Source organism: Thioalkalivibrio sp. ALE14 (assembly GCF_000376845.1).
Classification (GTDB): Bacteria; Pseudomonadota; Gammaproteobacteria; order Ectothiorhodospirales; family Ectothiorhodospiraceae; genus Thioalkalivibrio.
On the sequence record NZ_AQXY01000028.1, the window covers coordinates 190,297 to 210,519 of the forward strand.

A 20,223-nucleotide genomic window follows, 5' to 3' on the forward strand; every position below is an offset into this window, starting at 1 on the left:
CCCCGAATACGGGCCTGTAGCTCAGTTGGTTAGAGCAGGGGACTCATAATCCCTTGGTCGTCGGTTCGAGTCCGACCGGGCCCACCATTCAATCAATCGCTTACGCGACCCTCGGCACAGCTTCCGCCCTCGATTTCAGTACACGAGTTACCCGGCGTGGACGGGTTACCGCCGCTCCACGGCAGTGATGCTGGGCATCCCGGTCACGCCGGCCACGTCGCACACGTCCCGCCAGAACTCCGCCGCAACCCGGGTCAGGTCTTCGGCCTCCACGAGCATGTAGCGAGGAAACCGCACAGGCGTACGGATTTCGGGCGGACTCCTCCCGATGTTGAGAGCGGACCTCGGGTTGAACTCAAGCGAACGCCCAACGTGCTGGGAGCCGGCGTCACTACCGGCGGGGTTGGCGGTCGCGAATTCTACATCAATCATGAGCTCCGCTCGCCCAGCGCCTGCCTGCTCTCGAAGATCCACTGCGACCTCCGCTACACCCAAGAATTCCCCAATAACCGATAGTGCGGCGAGCGGGGCCTGGGGCACATCCATCACGGCCAAATCTACGGTGCCGTCCTCGAAAGCCGTGAACGTAACCGAACCGTTCGGCGCATCGTCCGTTCTTGCCCTGACGCCTCGCAAAAACGGGCGTTGTTTCACCAGTGCGTAATGAAACCCCGTGGACACGGTCTTAGTGGAACCCTCCTCCATGTGAATCGTCCACTCAAGCGGCGGCACACCCTGCTTATGCTGGAACAAGCGTGTGGCGTTCTGCTTCAGACTGGGAACCCGGTAAACGGCGCGCGCTGGTGTTACCGTGATACGGAACCCTACCCCCGGGGGTTCATCGCCTCCACGGTATGCAGGCGGTATCAGTGCTTGGAACGCGGCCCGGCGCGCCTCAAGGCGCTGCTCCGCATCGTCCGCACGGCGGCGGGTCTCCAGCGTGTGCAGCTGGATGTCGCGCATGTCGAGCGGCTTGGCTTCCTCGCCGCGCCGGACCGTCACGCGGAAGCGCTGCTTGTCTTTGACGCCGTGGGGCGCTTCTGGGGAAGCGGGCACCCGGGCCACGATCACGCCGCCGTCATCGTTGTACGGAACCGGCCCCACTTCGAGCCCCACCGGGTAGGGGTCGATGGTCGATGTGAAGGATCGGCGCAGGCTGTCGGCTACCTTCTCCGCTTCCGGGATCGGGACCACCCCGGTTGCTTGATTGCCTTCGTCCTTGATACCCAAGACCAACACGCCGCCGTCGGCATTGGCGAACGCCACGACCTCGCCGGCCAGGTCCAGGGCCGCCTTTTGCCACGTATCGGCCTTGCCCGGCGGTTCCTCCTTGAATTCCAGGTATTGGCTTTCAGGCTCGCCCCGCTGGGGCAGTGCGTCGATGTCTTCCGGGCGCAGCTCCGCCAGCGGCTTGTTGAACAGCTCGTGCATGGTCAAATCTCCGGGTTGGCGCTGGATGAGCAACGGCAGCGGTCCGCGTCGCAGCAGTCGAGCGGCAATCCAGCGCGGAAACCCGACCATTGTACTGCTCGACGCTTCCCGTTCGTCCCCAGCAGCAGAACTTACGTTTAAGGCGATCGCCCCGCTGGTCCATACTGCCCCGCCAACTGCTGCTTACGGACTGATCTGGATGACGGTTGCCATATCTATCACGGTAAATGATGGGGTCGTCATGGCGGCGGATAGCGCCACGTCCCTCACCGACGAAAACAACCAGATAGTCAACGTCTATAACTCAGCCAACAAGATATTCAACCTCCGAAAAGGCTTACCCATCGGCGCGATGACATGGGGAGCGGGCGCTTTCGGTCCAGCATCGATCGAAACCTTGGCGAAAGACTTTCGCAAGGAAATTTCCGCAGACCGAAGGTTCGACCTCGACTCTCCCGACTACGATTTGGAGACTGTTGCCTCTGAGTTCGCGGATTTCCTGTACCAGAATCACTATCAGCCAAACTACGGCGAAATCGGGGAACAACGCCCCCAAACCGGGCTAGTAATCGCAGGATATTCCCACGGGGCGGCGCTCCCGGAGCGTTGGCAAATCGATTTCGGGTCAGGCTCGGACGGCCCACAAATTCATCAATTATCCGAACCGGGTCAATCCGGAATAACCGCTCACGCGCAACCCGAAGCCGTCAACAGGTTCGTCAACGGATTTTCTGTGCAATTGCCGGGACTTCTGCACCGTGCAGGGCTGACACAAGAGCAAATAGATGAAATCTGCAACGCAGTTGCTAGGTCAGGACGATGGTTCACTCCCCCGCCGATGCCGATACAGGACACCATCGACCTGGCGCGGTTTCTCGTTGACATGACCATCGAGTATGTTAGATTCCAACCTGGCGCTCAGTCTGTCGGCGGCCCAGTTGAAGTGGCTGCCGTGACGAAGCACGAAGGCTTCAAATGGGTTCAACGCAAGCACTATTTCTCTCCGGAACTGAACCCGCCTCACGCATAAGCCATTGAAAGGGTTAAGATTATGGACAAAGAACGATCCGGCGCAGAGCACAATGCCGCGTCCGAATACTGGACCCATAACTCGTGCCCTGAGGAACCCCGCGTCGATTACACACCTATCGACATGAGTACCGTCAGCACCTTTTACGGAGCAAACGGCACTGTCACGGTGGAGGTCTCGCGGCGCGCGGAACAGCACCCGGAATAATTCGCGGCTTGCAGCCTGGCCCACTGAACCCCCGGCAACTGCGCCAGGGGGTTCGGCGTGGTGTCGCAGGCTTGTCCCGCCGCCTCCAACTCCCCGTCTCCCCGTCTCCCAGTTCCTCCAGCGTCTGCTCGACCTCCTGTTCAATAAGGCGCTGCGCCTCGCCTGCCGATTCCACGCCGGTCATCTGAGGCGCAAATTTGGTCGGCATCGACAGGAGCCGCTGCCGGGCGGCCACCACGAGTTCCGTCATGGCGCGTTCGACCAGCTCCAACTCGACTAGCCGGCCTTCCGTGGCGTCTGCCTCCAGCTCCGCCTTGCGCCGCTGATGCCGGGCCAGCTTGGCACGCTCTTGGTTGAGTTCCCATCATCATCCGTCGCAAGGGACCGGGGTCAAACCTTGCCTTTCGCAAGGGACCGGGGTCAGAGGGACCGGGGTCAAACCTTGCCTTTTGCTCTGCTTCGGCCCTGCGAAATCCTGCTTCGCGCCAGTACACGAAGGTCTCCACCCAATCAGGCCCAGCGGCCAAGCCGATATTTGCGGCGCAAAGCTGGCCTGAACTGAGCCTGGATCCAGCCAAGCCTGCCCCACCCCCTCAGCAGCACTCCCGCGGAAATCGCGCTCAGGACGTCTCGGCGGTGATGAGGCCTCGCTGGAGGTCGACGGTGATCCGCTCGCCCTCGATGACCGTCGCGCAGGCCAGCAGGAAGATCTCGACGAACTCGTTGCGCTCCTCCTCCGGCATCTCCGAGGAGGTATTGGAACCATTGAAGGTGCCGAACATGGTGTCGTGGGCGCCGGCCGAGTAGAGGATCAGTCGCTGCATGGCGGCCTGGTCGTCCGGCGATGGCGCGGCGGCATCCAGGACCGGCTCGTCCAGCTTCTGCTTGATGGTGGAATAGAGATGGAAGAGGTATTCCGCCGCGCTCTGGCGCCCCCGCCGATCCTGCAGGGTGAAGTCGGCCGAGACCGCCTGGCCACTGCGGGCACGCAGCACGATGTGCTTGGGTTCAGGCTGATCGTCGGCGTACGGGTTCAGGATGTTGGCCACGATGTCTCCAGAGCGGAATGGACGAGCCGGGGAGACTACGAGACCCCCTTGGAGATTTCCACGGCGGCCCCGTCCGCCGAGGGGTTATCCATGCTGGTTGATACGCGATGACGGCCAAGTGACGCTTCGATCGATCATCCATCACATGCAGGAGTCGAATGGCCCGGTGCGGTCGCGGGTAACACTTAGGGCCTTCCTCCGAAGAGGGACCTAGCACTTCGAATAGCCGCAGTCACGACAGGTCGGGCAGCCGTCGATGATTTCGAGGTGGCCATCGCACTGCGGGCACAGCGACGAACCCATTGGCCCAGACTGCGGGGAGTCCAAAATAGGAACGTCCGCAGGCCGAGTATTACGAGCCTTGTCGTGGTAGGCGGCCAGGTCGCGTAGCGGGCGGGGATGGCCGTCCGGGTCGAGGAAGCCGCGGCGCTGGAGGATGTTCTGCAGGGCAAAGGCGATGGCGGCGACCTCGGAAGGGTGATAGAGGGGTTTCCCGTAGTCGCTGGTGCCGCTGCGGACCGGACCGCGGTCCCAGGTGACCTTGCGCAGGTCGCGCAGGGCGCGGGCGGCATAGCCTCCTCGGGCCGCCAGCGACAGGCTGCGCATGGTGGCGGAGATCCACTGATAGGACTCGGAGTGCTGCCCGGTGGGCAGGAAGAATTCGATCGGACGCTCGATGGTCACGCGCTCGCCGCCCACCGTGCCGGAAACGGCCATGAAGCTGACCACCAGGTAGACCGTCTGCGGCCCCTCTTGGGTCCAGTAGCGGACCTTTTCGGTGACCGACTCGAGCTCGCCCTCGGGGCGCGACGGGATACGCTTGCCCAGCGGGTTGTCGTCGCCCGCCGGGGCACTCTCCCCGGCCGCCGCATCCGAGCGGCGAAACGCGATGATGGGCTGATCGATCCGGTGCATCGTGTCCTCCCCGACGACGTCAGACGTCGTCGTAGTAGCCCTCGTCCAGCGCAGCGAAGAGGTTGGCGGCGGTGTGCACCTGGCCTTCGTATTCCACCTCTTCGTCGCCGCGCAGGGTCACCTCCTGGCCGTCCGCCAGCGTGAAGGTGTACCAGGTGCTGCGCAGGCGCTCCGGGTCCATCAACACACCCATCTGCGCCTGCGGGTTCGGCCGGTACGTGGTGCACCCCTTGAGCCCGGCGCGCCAGGCCTGCAGGTAGACCTGCTGGAAGTCCTCGAACGGCATATCGCTCGGGACGTTGAGCGTCTTGGAGATGGCCGAGTCCACCCATGGCTGCGCGGCCGCCTGCATGCGGATGTGGGCGTCCACGCTGACCCGGTCCGCGGTGATCGCAATGGCGGGCAGATCCTCCGGCCCCGCCTCGGCATCCACCAGCGCCCGGTAGGCCAGCAGCTCGTAGGAGTAGCAATCCACCGCCTCGCGGGTGCGCCGCCCGGGCCGGCGGATGTTGCGCGTGGTCCGATGCAGGAAGGTCGGCTCGATGCCGTTGCTGGCGTTGTTGGCCACCGAGAAGCTGATGGTCCCGGTGGGCGCGATGGAGGTGGCATGGGTAAAGCGCGCGCCCTCCTCCGCCAGCGCCGCGACCAGGGCCGGGTCCTCCCCGGCGATGCGCTGCATGTAGCGGCTGAAGCGCACGTGCAGTTCGCGGCCCTTCAGCACGTCGCCGACCTGGTAACCGGCCTCGGCCAGCGCCGGCTGACGACGCAGCCTGTCGGCCGTCAGCGTGAAGTCCTCATCCATGATGGGCGCCGGGCCCTTCTCCCGCGCGAGATCCAGTCCGGCCCGCCAGCTCTCCAGCGCCAGTCGGCGGCAGACCTCGCCTGTGAAGGCCGCGGCGGCCTCGGAGCCGTAGGCCTCCCCCAGCATCGCCAGCGCCGAGCCAAGCCCGAGGATGCCCATGCCGTGGCGGCGCTTGCGCAGCATCTCGGCGCGCTGCTCTGGCAGCGGCAGCCCGGAGATGTCCGCGACGTTATCCAGCATGCGCGTAAACACGCGCACCACCCGCTCGAAGCGTTCCCAGTCGAATGCCGCGTCTTCGGTGAAAGGATCGGAGACGAACCCCGTCAGGTTCACCGACCCCAGCAGGCAGGCCCCGTCCGGTGGCAGCGGCTCCTCACCACAGGGGTTGGTCGCGCGGATCACCTCGTCGAACCAAGCGTTGTTCATGCGGTTGATCTGATCGATCAGGATGACGCCGGGCTCCCCGACGTCATAGGTGCTGCGCATCAGGGTCTCCCACAGCTCGCGGGCACGGACGCGGCGGTAGATGCGGCAGGCGACGCGGCCCTGGTGGTCGACCCGGTAGTCCTCCTCGACCACCGGCCAGTCGCGGTAAACGATGTCGGCTTCCGCCACCAGGTCCTGCTCCACGGGAAGGAGCGGGAAGGCCAGCGCCCACTCCACGTCGTTCTCGACCGCCTCCAGGAAGGCGTCGCGCACCAGCACCGAGAGATTGAACTGGGTCAGCCGTCCCTTGCGCCGCTTGGCGAGAATAAAGCGCTCAATATCCGGATGACCGATGTCCAGGGTCGCCATCTGCGCCCCGCGGCGCCCGCCGGCTGCGCCGATGGTGCGGCAGGTCTGGTCGAAGATCTGCATGAACGCCACTGGGCCATTGGTTGGCGCGCCCGCACCCGCCACCAGCGCGCCCTTTGGCCGCAGGGTACTGAAGTCGTAGCCGATGCCGGCCCCGGCCTTCAGCGTCAGGCCGGCGGCGGTATTGGCCTCGAGAATGGCCTGCAGCGAGTCACGGATCGTGCGCGAGACCGTACAGTTGATCAGCGTGGTGTGCGGCTTGCAGGCCTCGGCCCCGGCATTGGCGAGGATGCGTCCGGCCGGGATCGCGCCGTTGGCCAGCGCCCAGCGAAAGTCCTGCTCGACCTGATCGCGCTTCTCCGGCGCCTCCACCGCGGCCAGGGCCCGGGCCACCCGGTCGAACATCGCCTCCATCGAGGCATCCACCGGCTCACCGTGCGCGTCACGCAGCTGATAGCGCTCGGCCCAGATCGAATACGACGAGGCCTGCAGCGGCACGCCGGGCAGCGTGTCCCGCAATGGTGTCGTCTTGTCCTGCGATTGCCAGCTGTCGCCCATGATGGCCCGCCGCTCCGCGTTCGATCCGGGGCTTCAGGAAGCCCGTTCTCCGATCATGGGCGCCGTCGACGGACGCTGCAAGGCAGCGCCGCCGGCATCCATCAGAAGCGATCGAGGCTCGCGAGCGGGCCGGAGAGGTCGCGGATACGCATCCAGGAGGCGATGCTGGCGCGCCAGCGGCGGGTGGGCAGGACGGCGTGGGGCACCGTCTGGCTGAGGAACATCACCAGGGTACCCGCGCGCGGCTGAATGCGGCGGATGTCGTGCCCCTCGTTGTCATAGATCGCGAGCTGGCCGCCGTCACGTTCGCGCCAGTGGCGATTCAGGTAGAACACCAGCGACAGGCGACGGCAGTTGCCGGCCTGGAAGGCGTCCACGTGGCGGGCATAGTGGGTGCCGGGCGGATACAGGGCGAAGTGGGATTCCGTCTCGAACAGGCCCGGGATCAGCGACCGGCCCACCTGCAGCCGGATCTCGTCCAGGCGCGCCATGAACACCTGCTGCGCAGGACTCGAACCATCCAGCCAGTGAATCCAGTCACCCCGGGTCGACCGGTTACGATGGCGTTCCCCGGCGCGCCCGATCCGCGCCTGCTCCAGCCGCGCCGCATCCCGCAGCGCATACACCTCGTCGCGCAGGGCGTCGACCGTCGGCGCAGGCAGGAAGTCCGGCAAGACGAACAATTCCTCCTCAGCCAGTTTGCCGAGCCAGTCCGCCTCGACCTCGCGGCGGGGGACACGTGCACGGAGCACGGGCGAAGGGGTGGATGCCTGCAAAGCCGGCCGTTCAAAGACGCCGGACTCCGTTAATTCGGTTTTCAAGATAAAGGGACCCCGACCCAGCGCGCCCCGGAGGCGCGGGACCTGCTCTGCCGCGATTATGCGACGATCAATATACCGCTGTTTACTGGAAACGGGAGCAATCGGCGAGTAAAAACCGGGGCATCGGTCATAAAGAAAAGAGCCATGACCGAAGGCCATGGCTCCACGTGCAGGGCGGACGGAAAGGCCCGCCAGATGGAAGGGACGTCTAGTAGCGCAATACGGCAAGCTCCGCGGTCGAGCCGCCATTGTTGGAGGCAAACGATTCGGCGTCAACGGCTCGCATGAAGGCAACGTAGTCCCCGTCATGTTCGACATATGACGCCACGTGTCCGAACAGCTTGAGGCCCGTGCCGTGATCGTAGACATAGGTGGCACGCACCTCTTCTCCAGCCGCCTCCGCTTCTTCCACGGCGTCGAGCATCTCGGCGATGGAGTCGTATTTCACGATCCCGGACTCCGCGAACCAGACCTCGGCCGGCGGGAAGCCGGGGGCGCCGGGTTCGGAACGGACGATCACCTCCAGCTGCGTCTCGTAATCCTTGCCCTGGTTCTCGTACACCGCCCGGACGAAGCTGTCGTCGACCCAGCGATCGAAGTCCAGATCCGGGACTGAACGCTCCCGCTGCAGGGTCGCATGGTGATACTTGAGGGCATCGACCCATTCGGGCTTCAAGGTCGGATCGACCGAGGTAATCCCGCCCTCGCTGAAGTACAGGTACAGGACCTCCTTCTCGATGGTGGTCCACTCCTCCAGCTTGGTGGCCGCCCGCATCGGGTCTTCCATGATCCATTCCTGGGCCTCCATGGTGGCCGCGATATACGCCTCGACCACGCGAGGGTGCTCTTCCGCAAAATCGTCCCGAACCACGGTCCCGTGGAAGGTCGGCTGACCGACCTCGCTGCCGTCGAACACCTTGCGGCCGAAGCCCCGGTATTCCATCACCTCGGACCATGGCGTGAAGTTGGCGTGGGCGTCGATATTGCCGGTCCGGATGTTGGCGACCCCGACCGGAGGCCCCTGATCCCGCAACTGAATGTCGTCCAGGATTCCGGCCTGACTCAGTGCATCGAGGGTCATGCCCCAGGCGGCACTGCCGAACGGCGTGGACAGCTGATGGCCCGCGAGGTCCTCCAGCCGCTGGGCCTCATGGTCCACGGGCACCACGATGCCGTTGCCCGTTCCGCGGGCGTTATAGCCCGTCATGGCAACGAACAGCGACTCGGCGCGCCCGGTATTCTGGAAGGTGGCGCCGTTCACGATCAGCGGATAGTCGCCCATCACGCCGAACTCGAGCTGCCCGGCGATCATGCGGTTGGTGATGGGGGGGCCGGAATCGAAATCGGCGTACTGCACGACAAACTCGACATCCTCGTACTTCCCATCGGTGGGCAGGTGTTCCTCGAACAGGCGCAAACGCTCGATCACGACCCCACCCGATACGGTATTGGTGACCTGGCTTTGGTGTCCGACCCGGATCTGAACCGTTTCGGCCACCGCGGCCCCAGAAAAAGTGGCGATCGCGACCGCCGCGACAATTGGCTTCCAACGCATAGTTGTTCTCCCTAATAAAGGTGTCCGCACACTGGCGGGTGCAACGCTTGGATGGCCGGCTGAGCCCGGCATGAAGATCATTCGCCCTGTACTGACAGGCCATGACTGATCTGCAGGGTATGCAGCAGGTTCCGTGCCCAAACCGAGCATTGCCCGACAATTATTCTTTCTTTCTGTTTTTCATCGGGTTTTCGCCGCCATACACTCTCCATGCGGATACGGGGCCCGTCGGTTCCCGCCCCACGCTGGGGAATGCCTGCGCCATCCGGGTGCCAGCACCCGTCCTCGCGGGCGCAAGACCATGACAAGTAAGACAGCTTCGCGGCGCCCGATCCGGGGGGATCCCCGTCCCGCTCGTCGTGTGGGCCTGAGAGCTACCCAGGGACACCAACTTATGACACGATATGATGAGTTCACCTATTTGGAGCTCGAGGCCCTTCCATGGAAACCCCCAGCCCGGATCGCCAGACCCTTCAGGAATCGCCGCAACCGCTCTACGTCCAGATCAAGGAAACCCTGCGTCAGCGGATCCTCGACGGCACCTACCAGCCGCACCAGAAACTGCCCTCGGAGAGTGAACTCACGCGGCGTTTCGGGGTGAGCCGCATCACCATTCGGCAGGCGCTGCGCGACCTGCACAACGAGGGGCTGATCTTCAGCTCGCAGGGCAAGGGCAGTTTTGTCAGCAAGCCAAAGGCGGTGCAAAACGTCCGCCGTCTGGAGGGCTTCGGCGAGGCCATGGCGGCACAGGGCTACGAGGCGACAGCCCGGGTCGTATCGATCGAGGAAATCGAGCCGCCCAAGAATGTCCGGGAGGCCCTCGGCCTGTCCGGACCGCAGGCCGGTTCCGTGGTCGAAGTCAAACGCGTGCGCTATCTGAACCGGGTTCCGGTCTCCCTGGAGATCAGCTATTTCCCGCTGGACGTCGGACGCCCGCTGTTTAGCCAGGATCTCTCCGGCGACATATTCCCGTTGCTGGAGAACCTGTCGGGCATCCCGCTGGGCGCGGCCAACATCAGCATTGATGCGGGCCTGGCGAATGACGAGGTGCAGGAACAACTGGGGATGTCGGAGGCAGGACCGGTCCTGCAGGTGGAGCGTCTGACCCACGATCGGTCCGGGCGCCCGATCGACTTCGAGTTCCTGTTCTTCGTGGGCGACGCGTTCAAATACCGCTTCGAAATCGAACGCTCGTGAACATCCGCCGGGGGAATCTCAAGCCCCCGGCGCCTTGTCAGGCTTCCGCGAGTTGCGAATCAGGCTCGCCGCGAAGCACACGGATCTTGTCCCGAAGTTCGGGCAGAATCTCGAACAGATCCCCTACCAGCCCGTAATCCGCTACGCCGAAAATCGGTGCATCCGGGTCCTTGTTGATGGCAACGATGACCTTGGACCCGGTCATCCCGGCAAGGTGTTGAATGGCGCCGGAGATCCCCACTGCAATGTACAGCTCGGGCGCGACGACCTTGCCGGTCTGTCCCACCTGGCAGTCGTTGGGGGCGTAACCGGCATCCACGGCCGCGCGCGAGGCGCCCACGGCGGCGTTCAGACCCGCCGCCAGCTCCTCCAGCAGCCGGAATTTTTCCGGACTGCCAAAGGCGCGTCCGCCGGAGACCACGACCCCGGCGGATTCCAGTTGCGGACGATCCGACTCGTCCAACTGGAGATCGATCTCGCGCGAACGACCTTGAGGCTTGCCGGCTTCGACCGGTTCAACCCGGGCCTCGCCGCCGGCCACGGCCTCCTTGGCGAACGCCGTGGGACGGATGGTCAACAGCTTGTGCGGCTCCAGCACCCGCAGGGTTTCGTTGGCATTGCCCGCGTAGATCGGGTGCACGAAGGTCTCCGCATCCCGGATCGAGATGACATCCGACACCATCTGGATGTCGGCCAGGGCGGCCACCCGGGGCAGCAGGTTCTTCCCGAACGTCGTGGCCGGCGCCAGCACATGGCTGTACTCGCCAACATGCGCGGCCACCACCGCGGCCAGATCCTCAGCAAGCGCTCCGGCCAGATGGGGCGCTTCGGCGACGCGCACACAGCGGATATCCGCCATCGAAGCCAGGCTCTCGGCGGCCGAGCCAGTCTGCGCGCCCGCCACCAGGACGTCGATGGCACCACCCAGTTCACGGGCCGCCGTCAGTGTGACCAGCGTGCTGGCGGCAAGGCTGTCTCCAGCCGTCTCGGCTACAACCAATACGGTGTTCGTCATCTCAGATCACCCCTGCTTCGTTGCGTAGCTTGTGCAGCAGTTCGTCAACGTCCGCGACGCGAACGCCCGCCTCGCGGGGCACCGGCTCGCTGACCTCAACCCGTTCCACCCGCGGGCGCATGTCGACACCCAAAGCCTCGGGCGTGCGCTCCTCGATCGGGCGCTTTTTCGCTTTCATCATCGCGGGCAGCTTCACGAAACGCGGCTCGTTGAGGCGAAGATCGGCCGTTATCACCGCCGGGAGTTCCAGCTCGACCGTCTGCTGACCACCGTCGATCTCGCGCGCAACTCGCGCGCGGCCATCTTCGATGGTCAGCTCGGAAGCGAAGGTCCCCTGAGGCCAGCCCAGCAATGCGGCGGTCATCTGTCCGGTCTGATTGGCGTCATCGTCGATCGCCTGCTTGCCCAGCAGCACAAGGTCGACGGCCTCCTCGCGCGCGAGCGCGGCCAGCAAGGCCGCCACGTTCAGGGGCTGGGGCGACGCCTCCGCGTGGATCCGGATTGCCCGGTCCGCGCCCATCGCAAGGGCACTGCGCAGGACCTCCTGACTGGCCTCGTCCCCCACCGTCACCGCAATGAGTTCGCTGCAGATACCGGCCTCTTTCATTCGCACGGCCTCTTCCAACGCGATTTCGTCAAAGGGATTGGCGGACATCCGCACGTTCTCGGTCTCGACGCCGGAGCCATCGGCCCTGACCCGGATATTGACGTTGTAGTCGATTACCCGCTTTACACCCACCAGCACTTTCATCGCTTGTCCTCCCGGTTACCGAGTGTTGCGGCACGCCCCGTGGCCGCGCCTCACATCTCCGAATAGATCGGCCCCTCGCCGCCCTGCGGCACACGCCACTGGATGTTCTGGGTCGGGTCCTTGATGTCACAGGTCTTGCAGTGCACGCAGTTGGCAGCATTGATCTGCAGCCGGGGGGCGGCCTCGTCGCCGATCATCTCGTACACCCCCGCCGGGCAGTAGCGTGTCTCCGGCGCGCCGAATTCGGGCAGGTTCACCCGGACCGGAACGTCCGGATCCCGCAGAGTCAGGTGGCAAGGCTGGTCCTCGTCATGGTTCGTGTTGGACAGGTGTACCGACGACAGCAGGGGAAAGGTCAGCACCCCGTCGGGCGCGGGGTACTCGATGGGCCGGGCATCTGCCTGGCGTTGCAGTTGTTCATGGTCGGCGTGATGGGGAAAGGTCCAGGGCGCGCGCCCGCGGAACAGGTATGTATCCGCCGCGGCATAGGCCAGCCCGCCCCAAAGCCCCCAACGGGCGAAGGCGGGACGAACGTTGCGCACGGCCCGGAGCTCGTCCCAGACCCAGGAATCGGTCAGCGCGCGATCCACGCCGGCAGCGCCCGTCGAACCGGATGCCTGTGCCCACTGCTCGAATACCGCATCCGCGGCCAGCATCCCCGACTTCATCGCGGTGTGGGTTCCCTTGATCCGCGCCACGTTTAGAAGACCCGCGGCATCCCCCACCAGTGTGCCGCCGGGGAACTCCAGCTTCGGGCAGGACTGCACCCCGCCTTCGACGAGTGCGCGCGCCCCGTAGGACAGACGGCGACCGCCCTCCAGGTGGCGGCGAATCGCGGGATGGGTCTTGAACCGTTGCATCTCCTCGTAGGGCGAGAGATGGGGGTTAGAATAGTCCAGTCCGATCACGAACCCGACCGAGACGCGGCGCTCGCCGAAGTGGTACACGAAGCCCCCACCGTAGGTTCGGGAGTCCAGGGGCCACCCGACGGTGTGGACCACGCTGCCCGGGCGGTGCACGGATGCGTCCACCTCCCAGACTTCCTTGATGCCGAGCCCGTAGGTCTGCGGATCCGCGTCCCCGTCGAGCCCGTAGGTGGCGATCACCTCCTGGCTGAGGGAACCGCGGCAACCCTCGGCCAGCACCGTACGCCCCGCCACGATCTCCACCCCCGGCTCGTGCCTCGGGCCGGGCGTTCCATCGGGTTGCAACCCCGTGTCGCCCGTCGCCACGCCGCGCACGGCGCCCGACTCGTCGTACAGGACCTCGGCCGCCGCGAACCCCGGATAGATCTCCACACCCAAGGCCTCCGCCTGATCACCCAGCCAGCGACACAGGCGCCCCAGCGAACCCACGTAGTTGCCCTCGTTCCGGAGCAGACGTGGCGTGGGGAGACGCAGCGCCCCCTGCTCGCGGAGCAGCAGGAAGTGATCGTCGCGAGCCGGGGTCGTCAGTGGCGCATCGCGCTCACGCCAGTCCGGGATCAGCTCGTCCAGTGCCCGCGGATCGATCACCGCTCCGGAGAGGATATGCGCCCCGACCTCGGGACCCTTTTCCAGTACGCAGACGGAGAGTTCATCGCGACCCTGCTCCTGCGCCAGCTGACGCAGGCGGATCGCCGTCGCCAACCCGGCCGGCCCCGCGCCTACGATGGCCACATCCACCTCGATTTGCTCGCGCTCCATCCCTTGCTCCCGCTGCGTCGTCAACGACGGTTTACTGCTCGACAAAGGCCCGCTCGATGACGTACTCGCCCGGAACACCGGTCTTCGGCGAAGCGGTAAAGCCCATCTGATCGAGCATGCGGGAGAGATCCTCGAGCATGGCCGGACTGCCACAGATCATGGCCCGGTCGCGTTCGGGGTCGAGGCGCGGGAGGCCCAGATCGTCGGTTATCCTGCCGCTCTCGATCAGGTCCGTGATGCGGCCCTGATGGGAAAAATCCTCACGCGTGACGGTCGGGTAATAGAGCAACTGTTCCTGCACCAACTCACCGAGATATTCGTGGTTGGGCAGTTCCTCGGTCAGGTATTCGTGGTACGCCAGCTCGCTCTTGTAGCGCACACCGTGGACGAGGATGACTTTCTCGAACCGCTCGTAGGTCTCGGGGTCGCGGATGATGCTCATGTAGGGCGCCAGCCCCGTGCCGGTGCCAAACAGGTACAGGTTCTTGCCCGGCAGCAGGTCGTGGATGACCAGCGTGCCGGTGGCCTTGCGGCTTACCAGGAGCGCGTCGCCCTCGTTGATGTGCTGCAGGCGCGAGGTCAGTGGACCATCCGGCACCTTGATGCTCAGAAACTCGAGATACTCCTCGTGATTCGGACTGACGATGCTGTAGGCGCGCAACAGGGGCTTGCCCTCCACTTCGAGCCCGATCATCAAGAAATGACCGTTCTCGAAACGCAGACCGGGGTCGCGGGTCGTGGTGAAACTGAACAACGTGTCATTCCAGTGGTGCACGCTCAGTACTTCTTGCGGGTCACAGGCTGCCATGGGGTCTACCTCCCAGATTCCAGTCGGGCTGTGTTTTCATCATTGATTGAACGGGACGCGTCCCTGACGCTGATGTCCCACAGATAGCGCCAGGGATAGATGCCCTGCTCGTGACCGTCGGAGAACACGAAGCGAACCCCGCTGACGCCGAACGGGACGATATCGACCACGTCCACGTGAGCCGCATCCGTTACCGGCTCGTCCCGCCGCCGCGCCAGGGTGCAATGGGCGCAACGGCAGGCCAGGCGCAGCGCCTCGAAACGCTTGCAAGTAACTTCACCGGACGGCCAGCAAAACTGCACCTCGCCGGATCGCCCCTGCAGACGAATTTCGCTGGGTGGCTGGATACTCATTACGTGCGCTCCTCGGTGGCGATCGGGCCACTTTCCACCGGACAGGTCCGGGCAAGTTCCGCCAGTACGGCTTCTTCGATCACCAGGGTGGTGACCGGCGGCCAGAGCAGCGGGTGATCCGGATCGTCCACCGGTCGCGCTCCAAGCAGGGTGGCCACACCGGTCAACCAAGCGCCCAGGAACGCGACACGCATGATCCATCCTGTAATGACAAGACTGGACATGCCGATTCAGCGCTCCAGCTCGGCCAGCTTGCCCGTGCGTTCGATCCACTCTTCCGCCTCCGGGAGCGGGTCCTTGCTCGAATTGATCACGGGCCAGATCGCAGCCAGTTCCGCATTCAAGTCGAGCAGGTAGCGCTGGTCGTCGGTCAATTCACCCTCGGGCTGTATCGCCTCGGGTGGGCACTCCGGCACGCACAGATCGCAGTCGATGCATTCCGCCGGATTAATCACCAGCATGTTGGGGCCCTCGTGGAAGCAGTCCGCCGGACACACTTCGACGCAATCGGTGTACTTGCACCGGATACAGTTCTCGTTCACTACGTAAGTCACGGTTGCCTCCGTATGGCGACGTGTCGCACTCGGTGAAGCACGCGGCGAATCAGCTCGCCACGCGCAGCTTCGACTGGGCCCACAGGGCCGTCTTGCGGACATCAGGATCCGGATCGTCCAGCGCGCTTTCCACGTACGCCTGGGCCTTGGCATCGCCAATCTCGCCCAGGGCGCCAACGGCGGCCTTGCGCAGGTTCGAAACCGGGTCATCGGTGCACACGCCCACTGCCTCCACGGCCTGCGGGTCACCCAGAGTCCCGAGGGCCTCCACGGCTTTCTCGCGCACCTGCCAGAAGGAGTCGCGCGTGCCCTCGATCAAGCTCTGCAGCGCCAACCGCAGGCGCAGCTTGCCGATCATGGAGGCGGCCTCTGCGCGGACCTGCCAGTTCTCGTCCTGCAGACCCGCCAGCAGGGCATCGCCGATCGAGTCCGGATCACCGTACGAAAGGGCGCTCACGGCAACGCGTCGCACGTCCGGATCGGCGTCCTCGCGGGCCCGCTCGATCAGAACCGGAAGGTTCGCCGGGGAACGCAACCACCCGAGAACGGAGACCGCCTCGCGACGCACGCCGGCATCCGCATGCTGAAGCATGCCCAGGGCCGGTTCGCAGCTCTCGGCGAGCCGCATGGGCTTGAGGGCTCCCAGCACGCCGATGATGACGAACGGGTCGTCGCTGCCTTTCAACGCACCCAGTAGTGGCTGCGCCGCGTCGGTATCCTTCAGATCCGCGAGGGCATGGGCGGCGGCATTGCGCACCGCCTCGTCGCTGTCGCTCAGGGCTGCCAGCAAGGCATCCGCAATGTCGGCGGACTCGAACTCGTCGACCACCTTGGCCGCCTCGCGGCGGACCGACGGGTCGGGGTCCTTCAGGGCCGTCGTCAGCAGATCGGCGGCCTCGGGCTCGGCACTGTCCACCAGGGCCAGCACACCCACACGGCGCATTTCCACATCGTCGGAGGCCAGCTTGTCTGCAATGTCCTGCAGTTCGGGATCGTCGTATTGGCTCATTTGGCTCACCTTCAGCTCAGCAGGTACGGGATGTTCACGGTGACCGCGTCGGTCGGACAGTCCTTTTCGCAAGGCATGCAGTACCAGCATTCGTCGTAATGCATGTGGGCCTTGCCGGTGACCTCGTCGATCAGCAGGACATCCAGCGGGCAGACGTCGATGCAGACTCGGCAGCCCTTGTCGGCGATGCATTTCTCCTCATCGACCACCACCGGGACGGTGGTCTTGTGGTTGGCTACAGGCATTTCGTTTCCCCTTATTCGGCGGCGACTTCGTCGGTGTTTTCGATCCGCATGGACTGGTAGGCCGACAGCTCGTCGTCATCCAGCGGGATGATGTAGGGATCCACCGGACGCGTGCCCGTGCACATGGCCCCGTCTTCGCCCTTGTACAGGCGGCTGTGACAGAACCAGTTCTCGTCGTCGCGCTCGGGGTAGTCGATGGAGTAGTGGTACAGCCCCCAACGGGACTCCTTGCGGGCCATCGAGGCACGTGCGGCCATCTCGGCGCAGTCGACGATCGAATGCACCTCCAGGGCACGCAGCAGCTCGTGCGGATCGCGGGCGTGGAGCTTCGAAAGGTCCTCGCGCACCTGCAGGATGCGGCTGAGCCCGATCTCCATCTTCTTGGTGACCTTGGGCGGTTGCAGGTAGTCGTTCACCAGGCGGCGCACCTTGTATTCCATCTGTTCCGGCGGGATCCCGTCCTCGGCATTCAGCGGCGCCATCACGCGCTCGAGTTCCGCGGCCACAAGGGCATCGTCCAGCGGGGCGTCGTTCCAGTCGCCGACGTACCGGGCTGCGCTCTCGCCGCATATCTGGCCGTAGACGAATGCGCCCAGCATGTAGCTGTGCGGGACCGAACCCATGTCACCGGCCGCGTACAGACCCGGCACGGTGGTCTCGCCGTGTTCGTTGATCCACACCCCGGAGGCGGAGTGACCGCTGCAGAAGCCGACCTCGGAGATATGCATCTCGAGCATGTGCTCGCGATAGTTGGTGCCGCGCCCGGCGTGGAACCGTTCACGCGACGGCCGTTCATTGGTATGCAGGACCGTCTCGATCTCCTGGATGGTCTCCTCGGCGAGGTGATCAACCTTCAGGTAGACCGGGCCCTTGCCGCCCTCCAGCTCGCGGTAGAATTCGAGCATCATCTGGCCCGACCAGTAGTCGCACTCGATGAAGCGCTCACCCTGGGCGTTCGCCGTGTAACCACCCAGCGGGCCTGTAACGTAGGCGCAGGCCGGGCCGTTGTAGTCCTTCAGCAACGGGTTAATCTGGTAACACTCCAGATTCGCGAGATCCGCGCCGGCGTGATAGGCCATCGCGTGGCCGTCACCCACATTGGTGGGATTCTCGTAGGTACCGTAGAGATACCCGGAGGTGGGCAGGCCCAGACGCCCGGCGGCACCGGTCGCCATGATCACGGCCTTGGCGCGAATCAGCATCGGTTCCGAGGTGCGGGTGTTCACTGCAAAGGCCCCGGCGATCTTGCCGTCACGATCCTTCAGAAGGCGCGTGGCCTGGTAGCGGTTTTCCACCTTCACGCGATTGCGGCGCAGGCGCCGGTACAGGATCTTCTTGACGTTGTGTCCCTCGGGCATGGGCAGCACGTAGCTCCCCATGTGATGGACCTTCTTCACGTCGTAGTCGCCGGTCTCGTCCTTCTGGAAATGCACGCCCCAGGAGTCCAGCTTCTGGATCATGTCGTAGGAACGCTCGGCGTAGGCCAGTACGGCCTTCTGATGGACGATGCCGTCATTGGCGGTGGTGATCTCCTTCACGTACTGCTCGGGGGTCGCCCGCCCCGGGATGATGGCGTTGTTCAGCCCATCCATCCCCATGGAGATCGCCCCGGATCGTTTCACGTTGGCCTTTTCCAGCAACATGACGTCCAGATCCGGGTTCTCCTCCTTGACGGTGACGGCCGCCAGCGGCCCGCCAGTCCCGCCACCAATCACCAGGACGTCCATCTCGACTGTTTTGATTTCGCTGACTTTCATAGGTACTCCTCGTTGGGATCCGTGCGGAACTTGCAGTTGAAGGTGTCTTCGCGGAAGGACAGACATTCGACGTCAAACGGACGGCCGGAACGATCCATGAAAACCCGGGTGAGTTTCAGGATGGATGCCGATACGGGCAGCTTGAGCGCAGCGGCTGCGGCCGGCTCCGGGTGACACGCCTCGATCTCGATACGCGCCCCGCGGACACCGATTCCCAGGCGGTTCTTGATCACCGTCAGGGTGTCCATGGCGAGGTCGCGGCTGAAGATCCGCCGTCCGATGGCGAGGGGCAGGAAGCTCTCGCCGACCATGACCGGCTGTGAGCGCAGGTACTGCACCTGCCGGATTGCAGTGACCCGATCCTCCGGTTTCAGCCGGAGCTCCCGCGCGAACCGGGGCGACGGGGTGACCTCGCTCAGAGACAGCAGCCGCACATCGGCCTGGCCGATCTGGCTGGTCACCGTCTCGCCGAAAGCCTCCATGCTTCGAAGCTCCTGGCTGACCCGTGGCCGGGCGACAAAGTTGCCCCGCCCCTGCGCCGTCACGACCAGGCCCTCCGCGCGCAACTCCTGCAGGGCCCGGCGCACGGTGATCCGGCTCACACCGAAGGCCTCGATCAGTTCCTTTTCCGTAGCCAGCCGCTCGTTCGGCGCCCGCAGACCCTGGAGGATCTCGCGCCGCAGGCTGTCCCGGACCCAGCCGTACAGCGGCTCGCCCCGGTGGGCCCGTATCGGGCTTCGCGGTGGCCCGGAAGCCATGGAGCGTTGTTGAGGGTTGAATTCCAGCATATGTACTAACCTATCATGACAAGTTATATTGAGCAATCCACGACAGGGCGGATTCGGGCTAGACCGCCTGCCCCTGCTGTTCGAATGCGCGCGTAGTCTCGGCGCGGATCAGGTCGAGGCACTGCTTCTTCAACTCGACGAAGCGCGGCTCGGTCACGATCTCGTGGGTACGCGGGTGCGGGAGGTCGACCCGGATGTCCTCGATCAGGCGCCCCGGGCTGGCACTCATGACGATGATCCGGTCGGCCAGAAACACCGCTTCCTCGATGTCATGCGTCACAAAGATGATGGTGGTGTGAAACTCCTGGCGCAGGTCCACGAGGTTCTGCTGCATCATCGAGCGGGTCTGGGCATCGAGGGCGCCGAACGGCTCGTCCATCAGCAACACGTCCGGGTAGTTCGCCAATGCGCGGGCAATCCCGACACGCTGCTGCATACCGCCGGAGAGCTGCGAGGGGTAGTGGTTGCCATAGGCCGACAACCCGACCATGCCGAGAAAGGTGCGCGCGATACTGTCGGACTCGGTGACCGAGTGACCGGCCATGCGCGGGCCAAAGGCGACGTTCTTGCGCACGCTCTTCCAGGGAAACAGCGAGTGCTGCTGGAATACCATTCCGCGTTCGGGCGCGGGGCCGTTCACCCGCTTGCCATCGACCTCCACATGCCCGGCTGTCGGCTCGACAAAACCCGCCACCGCGTTCATCAGTGTCGACTTGCCGCAGCCCGAGGGACCCAGCAGGCAGATGAACTCGCCCGGTTCGACCTCCAGGTCCGCGCCATCAACCGCGACGTTTCGGCGACCATTGGTATTGAATTCGATGGAGACATCCGAGATCCGGATCCGGCCCGTCTCCGGGCGCGCTCCCGGCGACCCGACATGAACGGGCCCCTTGCGCGA

At 64.7% G+C, this 20,223-nt stretch carries 20 protein-coding genes and 1 tRNA gene; 3 read left to right on the forward strand and 18 right to left on the reverse strand.

The window, feature by feature from the left end; all coding sequences use genetic code 11:
* The first annotated feature begins 10 nt into the window (after nucleotides 1-10).
* Nucleotides 11-87: transfer RNA gene (locus tag F572_RS0108740), tRNA-Ile, on the forward strand.
* A gap of 78 nt (nucleotides 88-165) precedes the next feature.
* Here F572_RS0108740 and F572_RS0108745 read toward each other — a convergent pair.
* The gene (locus tag F572_RS0108745) at nucleotides 166-1,431 is read right to left on the reverse strand and encodes a helix-turn-helix domain-containing protein (RefSeq protein WP_017942700.1); all 1,266 of its coding nucleotides are present in this window, start codon (nucleotides 1,429-1,431) and stop codon (nucleotides 166-168) included.
* Nucleotides 1,432-1,456: 25 nt separating this feature from the next.
* Between F572_RS0108745 and F572_RS0108750 the strand changes: the two genes are divergently transcribed.
* Nucleotides 1,457-2,461 carry a hypothetical protein gene (locus F572_RS0108750; RefSeq protein ID WP_155983918.1) on the forward strand — a complete coding sequence of 335 codons (1,005 nt, stop codon included), beginning with the start codon at nucleotides 1,457-1,459 and terminating at the stop codon, nucleotides 2,459-2,461.
* Nucleotides 2,462-3,288: 827 nt separating this feature from the next.
* Here F572_RS0108750 and F572_RS0108755 read toward each other — a convergent pair.
* The 5 genes from F572_RS0108755 to F572_RS0108775 all read right to left on the reverse strand — a co-directional run bounded on the left by F572_RS0108755 (nucleotide 3,289) and on the right by F572_RS0108775 (nucleotide 9,163).
* Complete coding sequence (locus F572_RS0108755; protein WP_017942698.1) at nucleotides 3,289-3,717, reverse strand: hypothetical protein; 429 nt, start codon at nucleotides 3,715-3,717, stop codon at nucleotides 3,289-3,291.
* A 210-nt stretch (nucleotides 3,718-3,927) separates the two neighbouring features.
* On the reverse strand, nucleotides 3,928-4,632 hold the full coding sequence (locus F572_RS0108760) for a hypothetical protein (protein WP_017942697.1): 705 nt from the start codon (nucleotides 4,630-4,632) through the stop codon (nucleotides 3,928-3,930).
* Between the two features lie 19 nt (nucleotides 4,633-4,651).
* Nucleotides 4,652-6,787 carry an adenosylcobalamin-dependent ribonucleoside-diphosphate reductase gene (locus tag F572_RS0108765; RefSeq protein ID WP_017942696.1) on the reverse strand — a complete coding sequence of 712 codons (2,136 nt, stop codon included), beginning with the start codon at nucleotides 6,785-6,787 and terminating at the stop codon, nucleotides 4,652-4,654.
* A 101-nt stretch (nucleotides 6,788-6,888) separates the two neighbouring features.
* Nucleotides 6,889-7,539: a 2OG-Fe(II) oxygenase gene (locus F572_RS0108770; RefSeq protein ID WP_018158442.1), complete on the reverse strand. Its 651-nt coding sequence runs from the start codon at nucleotides 7,537-7,539 to the stop codon at nucleotides 6,889-6,891.
* 277 nt (nucleotides 7,540-7,816) lie between these two features.
* A complete protein-coding gene (locus tag F572_RS0108775; RefSeq protein ID WP_017942694.1) occupies nucleotides 7,817-9,163 on the reverse strand; it encodes an ABC transporter substrate-binding protein in 1,347 nt (448 codons plus the stop codon).
* A 441-nt stretch (nucleotides 9,164-9,604) separates the two neighbouring features.
* Between F572_RS0108775 and F572_RS0108780 the strand changes: the two genes are divergently transcribed.
* Nucleotides 9,605-10,360, forward strand: a complete 756-nt coding sequence (locus tag F572_RS0108780) for a GntR family transcriptional regulator (protein ID WP_017942693.1) — start codon at nucleotides 9,605-9,607, stop codon at nucleotides 10,358-10,360.
* 37 nt (nucleotides 10,361-10,397) lie between these two features.
* On the opposite strand, the gene F572_RS0108785 is transcribed toward F572_RS0108780, so the two are convergent.
* The 12 genes from F572_RS0108785 to F572_RS0108840 are packed head-to-tail and all read right to left on the reverse strand — an operon-like array spanning nucleotide 10,398 to nucleotide 20,166.
* Entirely contained in the window at nucleotides 10,398-11,375 is a 978-nt protein-coding gene (locus tag F572_RS0108785) for an electron transfer flavoprotein subunit alpha/FixB family protein (protein WP_017942692.1), read from the reverse strand.
* Between the two features lies 1 nt (nucleotide 11,376).
* The gene (locus F572_RS0108790) at nucleotides 11,377-12,126 is read right to left on the reverse strand and encodes an electron transfer flavoprotein subunit beta/FixA family protein (protein WP_017942691.1); all 750 of its coding nucleotides are present in this window, start codon (nucleotides 12,124-12,126) and stop codon (nucleotides 11,377-11,379) included.
* Between the two features lie 50 nt (nucleotides 12,127-12,176).
* A complete protein-coding gene (locus F572_RS0108795; protein ID WP_017942690.1) occupies nucleotides 12,177-13,811 on the reverse strand; it encodes an electron transfer flavoprotein-ubiquinone oxidoreductase in 1,635 nt (544 codons plus the stop codon).
* 31 nt (nucleotides 13,812-13,842) lie between these two features.
* Complete coding sequence (locus F572_RS0108800) at nucleotides 13,843-14,619, reverse strand: ferredoxin--NADP reductase (protein ID WP_026143116.1); 777 nt, start codon at nucleotides 14,617-14,619, stop codon at nucleotides 13,843-13,845.
* 5 nt (nucleotides 14,620-14,624) lie between these two features.
* Nucleotides 14,625-14,972 carry a gamma-butyrobetaine hydroxylase-like domain-containing protein gene (locus F572_RS0108805; protein WP_017942688.1) on the reverse strand — a complete coding sequence of 116 codons (348 nt, stop codon included), beginning with the start codon at nucleotides 14,970-14,972 and terminating at the stop codon, nucleotides 14,625-14,627.
* On the reverse strand, nucleotides 14,972-15,196 hold the full coding sequence (locus F572_RS0108810; RefSeq protein ID WP_026143115.1) for a hypothetical protein: 225 nt from the start codon (nucleotides 15,194-15,196) through the stop codon (nucleotides 14,972-14,974). Before F572_RS0108810 ends, F572_RS0108805 begins: the two co-directional genes overlap by 1 nt.
* Nucleotides 15,197-15,202: 6 nt before the next feature.
* Nucleotides 15,203-15,526 carry a ferredoxin FdxA gene (fdxA, locus tag F572_RS0108815; protein WP_026143114.1) on the reverse strand — a complete coding sequence of 108 codons (324 nt, stop codon included), beginning with the start codon at nucleotides 15,524-15,526 and terminating at the stop codon, nucleotides 15,203-15,205.
* 49 nt (nucleotides 15,527-15,575) lie between these two features.
* Complete coding sequence (locus F572_RS0108820; RefSeq protein ID WP_017942685.1) at nucleotides 15,576-16,535, reverse strand: HEAT repeat domain-containing protein; 960 nt, start codon at nucleotides 16,533-16,535, stop codon at nucleotides 15,576-15,578.
* 11 nt (nucleotides 16,536-16,546) lie between these two features.
* Entirely contained in the window at nucleotides 16,547-16,780 is a 234-nt protein-coding gene (locus F572_RS0108825; protein WP_017942684.1) for a ferredoxin family protein, read from the reverse strand.
* An 11-nt stretch (nucleotides 16,781-16,791) separates the two neighbouring features.
* Nucleotides 16,792-18,537 (reverse strand): fumarate reductase/succinate dehydrogenase flavoprotein subunit, encoded by a 1,746-nt coding sequence (locus F572_RS0108830; protein WP_017942683.1) that lies wholly within the window; start codon nucleotides 18,535-18,537, stop codon nucleotides 16,792-16,794.
* Nucleotides 18,534-19,325, reverse strand: a complete 792-nt coding sequence (locus tag F572_RS0108835; protein WP_017942682.1) for a GntR family transcriptional regulator — start codon at nucleotides 19,323-19,325, stop codon at nucleotides 18,534-18,536. The genes F572_RS0108830 and F572_RS0108835 overlap by 4 nt, the downstream gene beginning before the upstream one ends.
* 58 nt (nucleotides 19,326-19,383) lie before the next feature.
* Nucleotides 19,384-20,166 (reverse strand): ABC transporter ATP-binding protein, encoded by a 783-nt coding sequence (locus F572_RS0108840; RefSeq protein ID WP_026143112.1) that lies wholly within the window; start codon nucleotides 20,164-20,166, stop codon nucleotides 19,384-19,386.
* Nucleotides 20,167-20,223 lie beyond the last annotated feature (57 nt).

Excerpts from the sequence above, each read along its gene's own strand:
- F572_RS0108765 (WP_017942696.1), bottom strand. The coding sequence starts at position 6,787 with ATGGGCGACAGCTGGCAATCGCAGGACAAGACGACACCATTGCGGGAC.
- F572_RS0108820 (WP_017942685.1), bottom strand. The coding sequence starts at position 16,535 with ATGAGCCAATACGACGATCCCGAACTGCAGGACATTGCAGACAAGCTG.
- F572_RS0108790 (WP_017942691.1), bottom strand. The coding sequence starts at position 12,126 with ATGAAAGTGCTGGTGGGTGTAAAGCGGGTAATCGACTACAACGTCAAT.
- F572_RS0108830 (WP_017942683.1), bottom strand. The coding sequence starts at position 18,537 with ATGAAAGTCAGCGAAATCAAAACAGTCGAGATGGACGTCCTGGTGATT.
- F572_RS0108775 (WP_017942694.1), bottom strand. The coding sequence starts at position 9,163 with ATGCGTTGGAAGCCAATTGTCGCGGCGGTCGCGATCGCCACTTTTTCT.
- F572_RS0108750 (WP_155983918.1), top strand. The coding sequence starts at position 1,457 with ATGAGCAACGGCAGCGGTCCGCGTCGCAGCAGTCGAGCGGCAATCCAG.
- F572_RS0108745 (WP_017942700.1), bottom strand. The coding sequence starts at position 1,431 with ATGCACGAGCTGTTCAACAAGCCGCTGGCGGAGCTGCGCCCGGAAGAC.
- F572_RS0108805 (WP_017942688.1), bottom strand. The coding sequence starts at position 14,972 with ATGAGTATCCAGCCACCCAGCGAAATTCGTCTGCAGGGGCGATCCGGC.
- F572_RS0108780 (WP_017942693.1), top strand. The coding sequence starts at position 9,605 with ATGGAAACCCCCAGCCCGGATCGCCAGACCCTTCAGGAATCGCCGCAA.
- F572_RS0108800 (WP_026143116.1), bottom strand. The coding sequence starts at position 14,619 with ATGGCAGCCTGTGACCCGCAAGAAGTACTGAGCGTGCACCACTGGAAT.
- F572_RS0108760 (WP_017942697.1), bottom strand. The coding sequence starts at position 4,632 with ATGCACCGGATCGATCAGCCCATCATCGCGTTTCGCCGCTCGGATGCG.
- F572_RS0108795 (WP_017942690.1), bottom strand. The coding sequence starts at position 13,811 with ATGGAGCGCGAGCAAATCGAGGTGGATGTGGCCATCGTAGGCGCGGGG.
- F572_RS0108785 (WP_017942692.1), bottom strand. The coding sequence starts at position 11,375 with ATGACGAACACCGTATTGGTTGTAGCCGAGACGGCTGGAGACAGCCTT.
- F572_RS0108835 (WP_017942682.1), bottom strand. The coding sequence starts at position 19,325 with ATGCTGGAATTCAACCCTCAACAACGCTCCATGGCTTCCGGGCCACCG.
- F572_RS0108810 (WP_026143115.1), bottom strand. The coding sequence starts at position 15,196 with ATGTCCAGTCTTGTCATTACAGGATGGATCATGCGTGTCGCGTTCCTG.
- F572_RS0108825 (WP_017942684.1), bottom strand. The coding sequence starts at position 16,780 with ATGCCTGTAGCCAACCACAAGACCACCGTCCCGGTGGTGGTCGATGAG.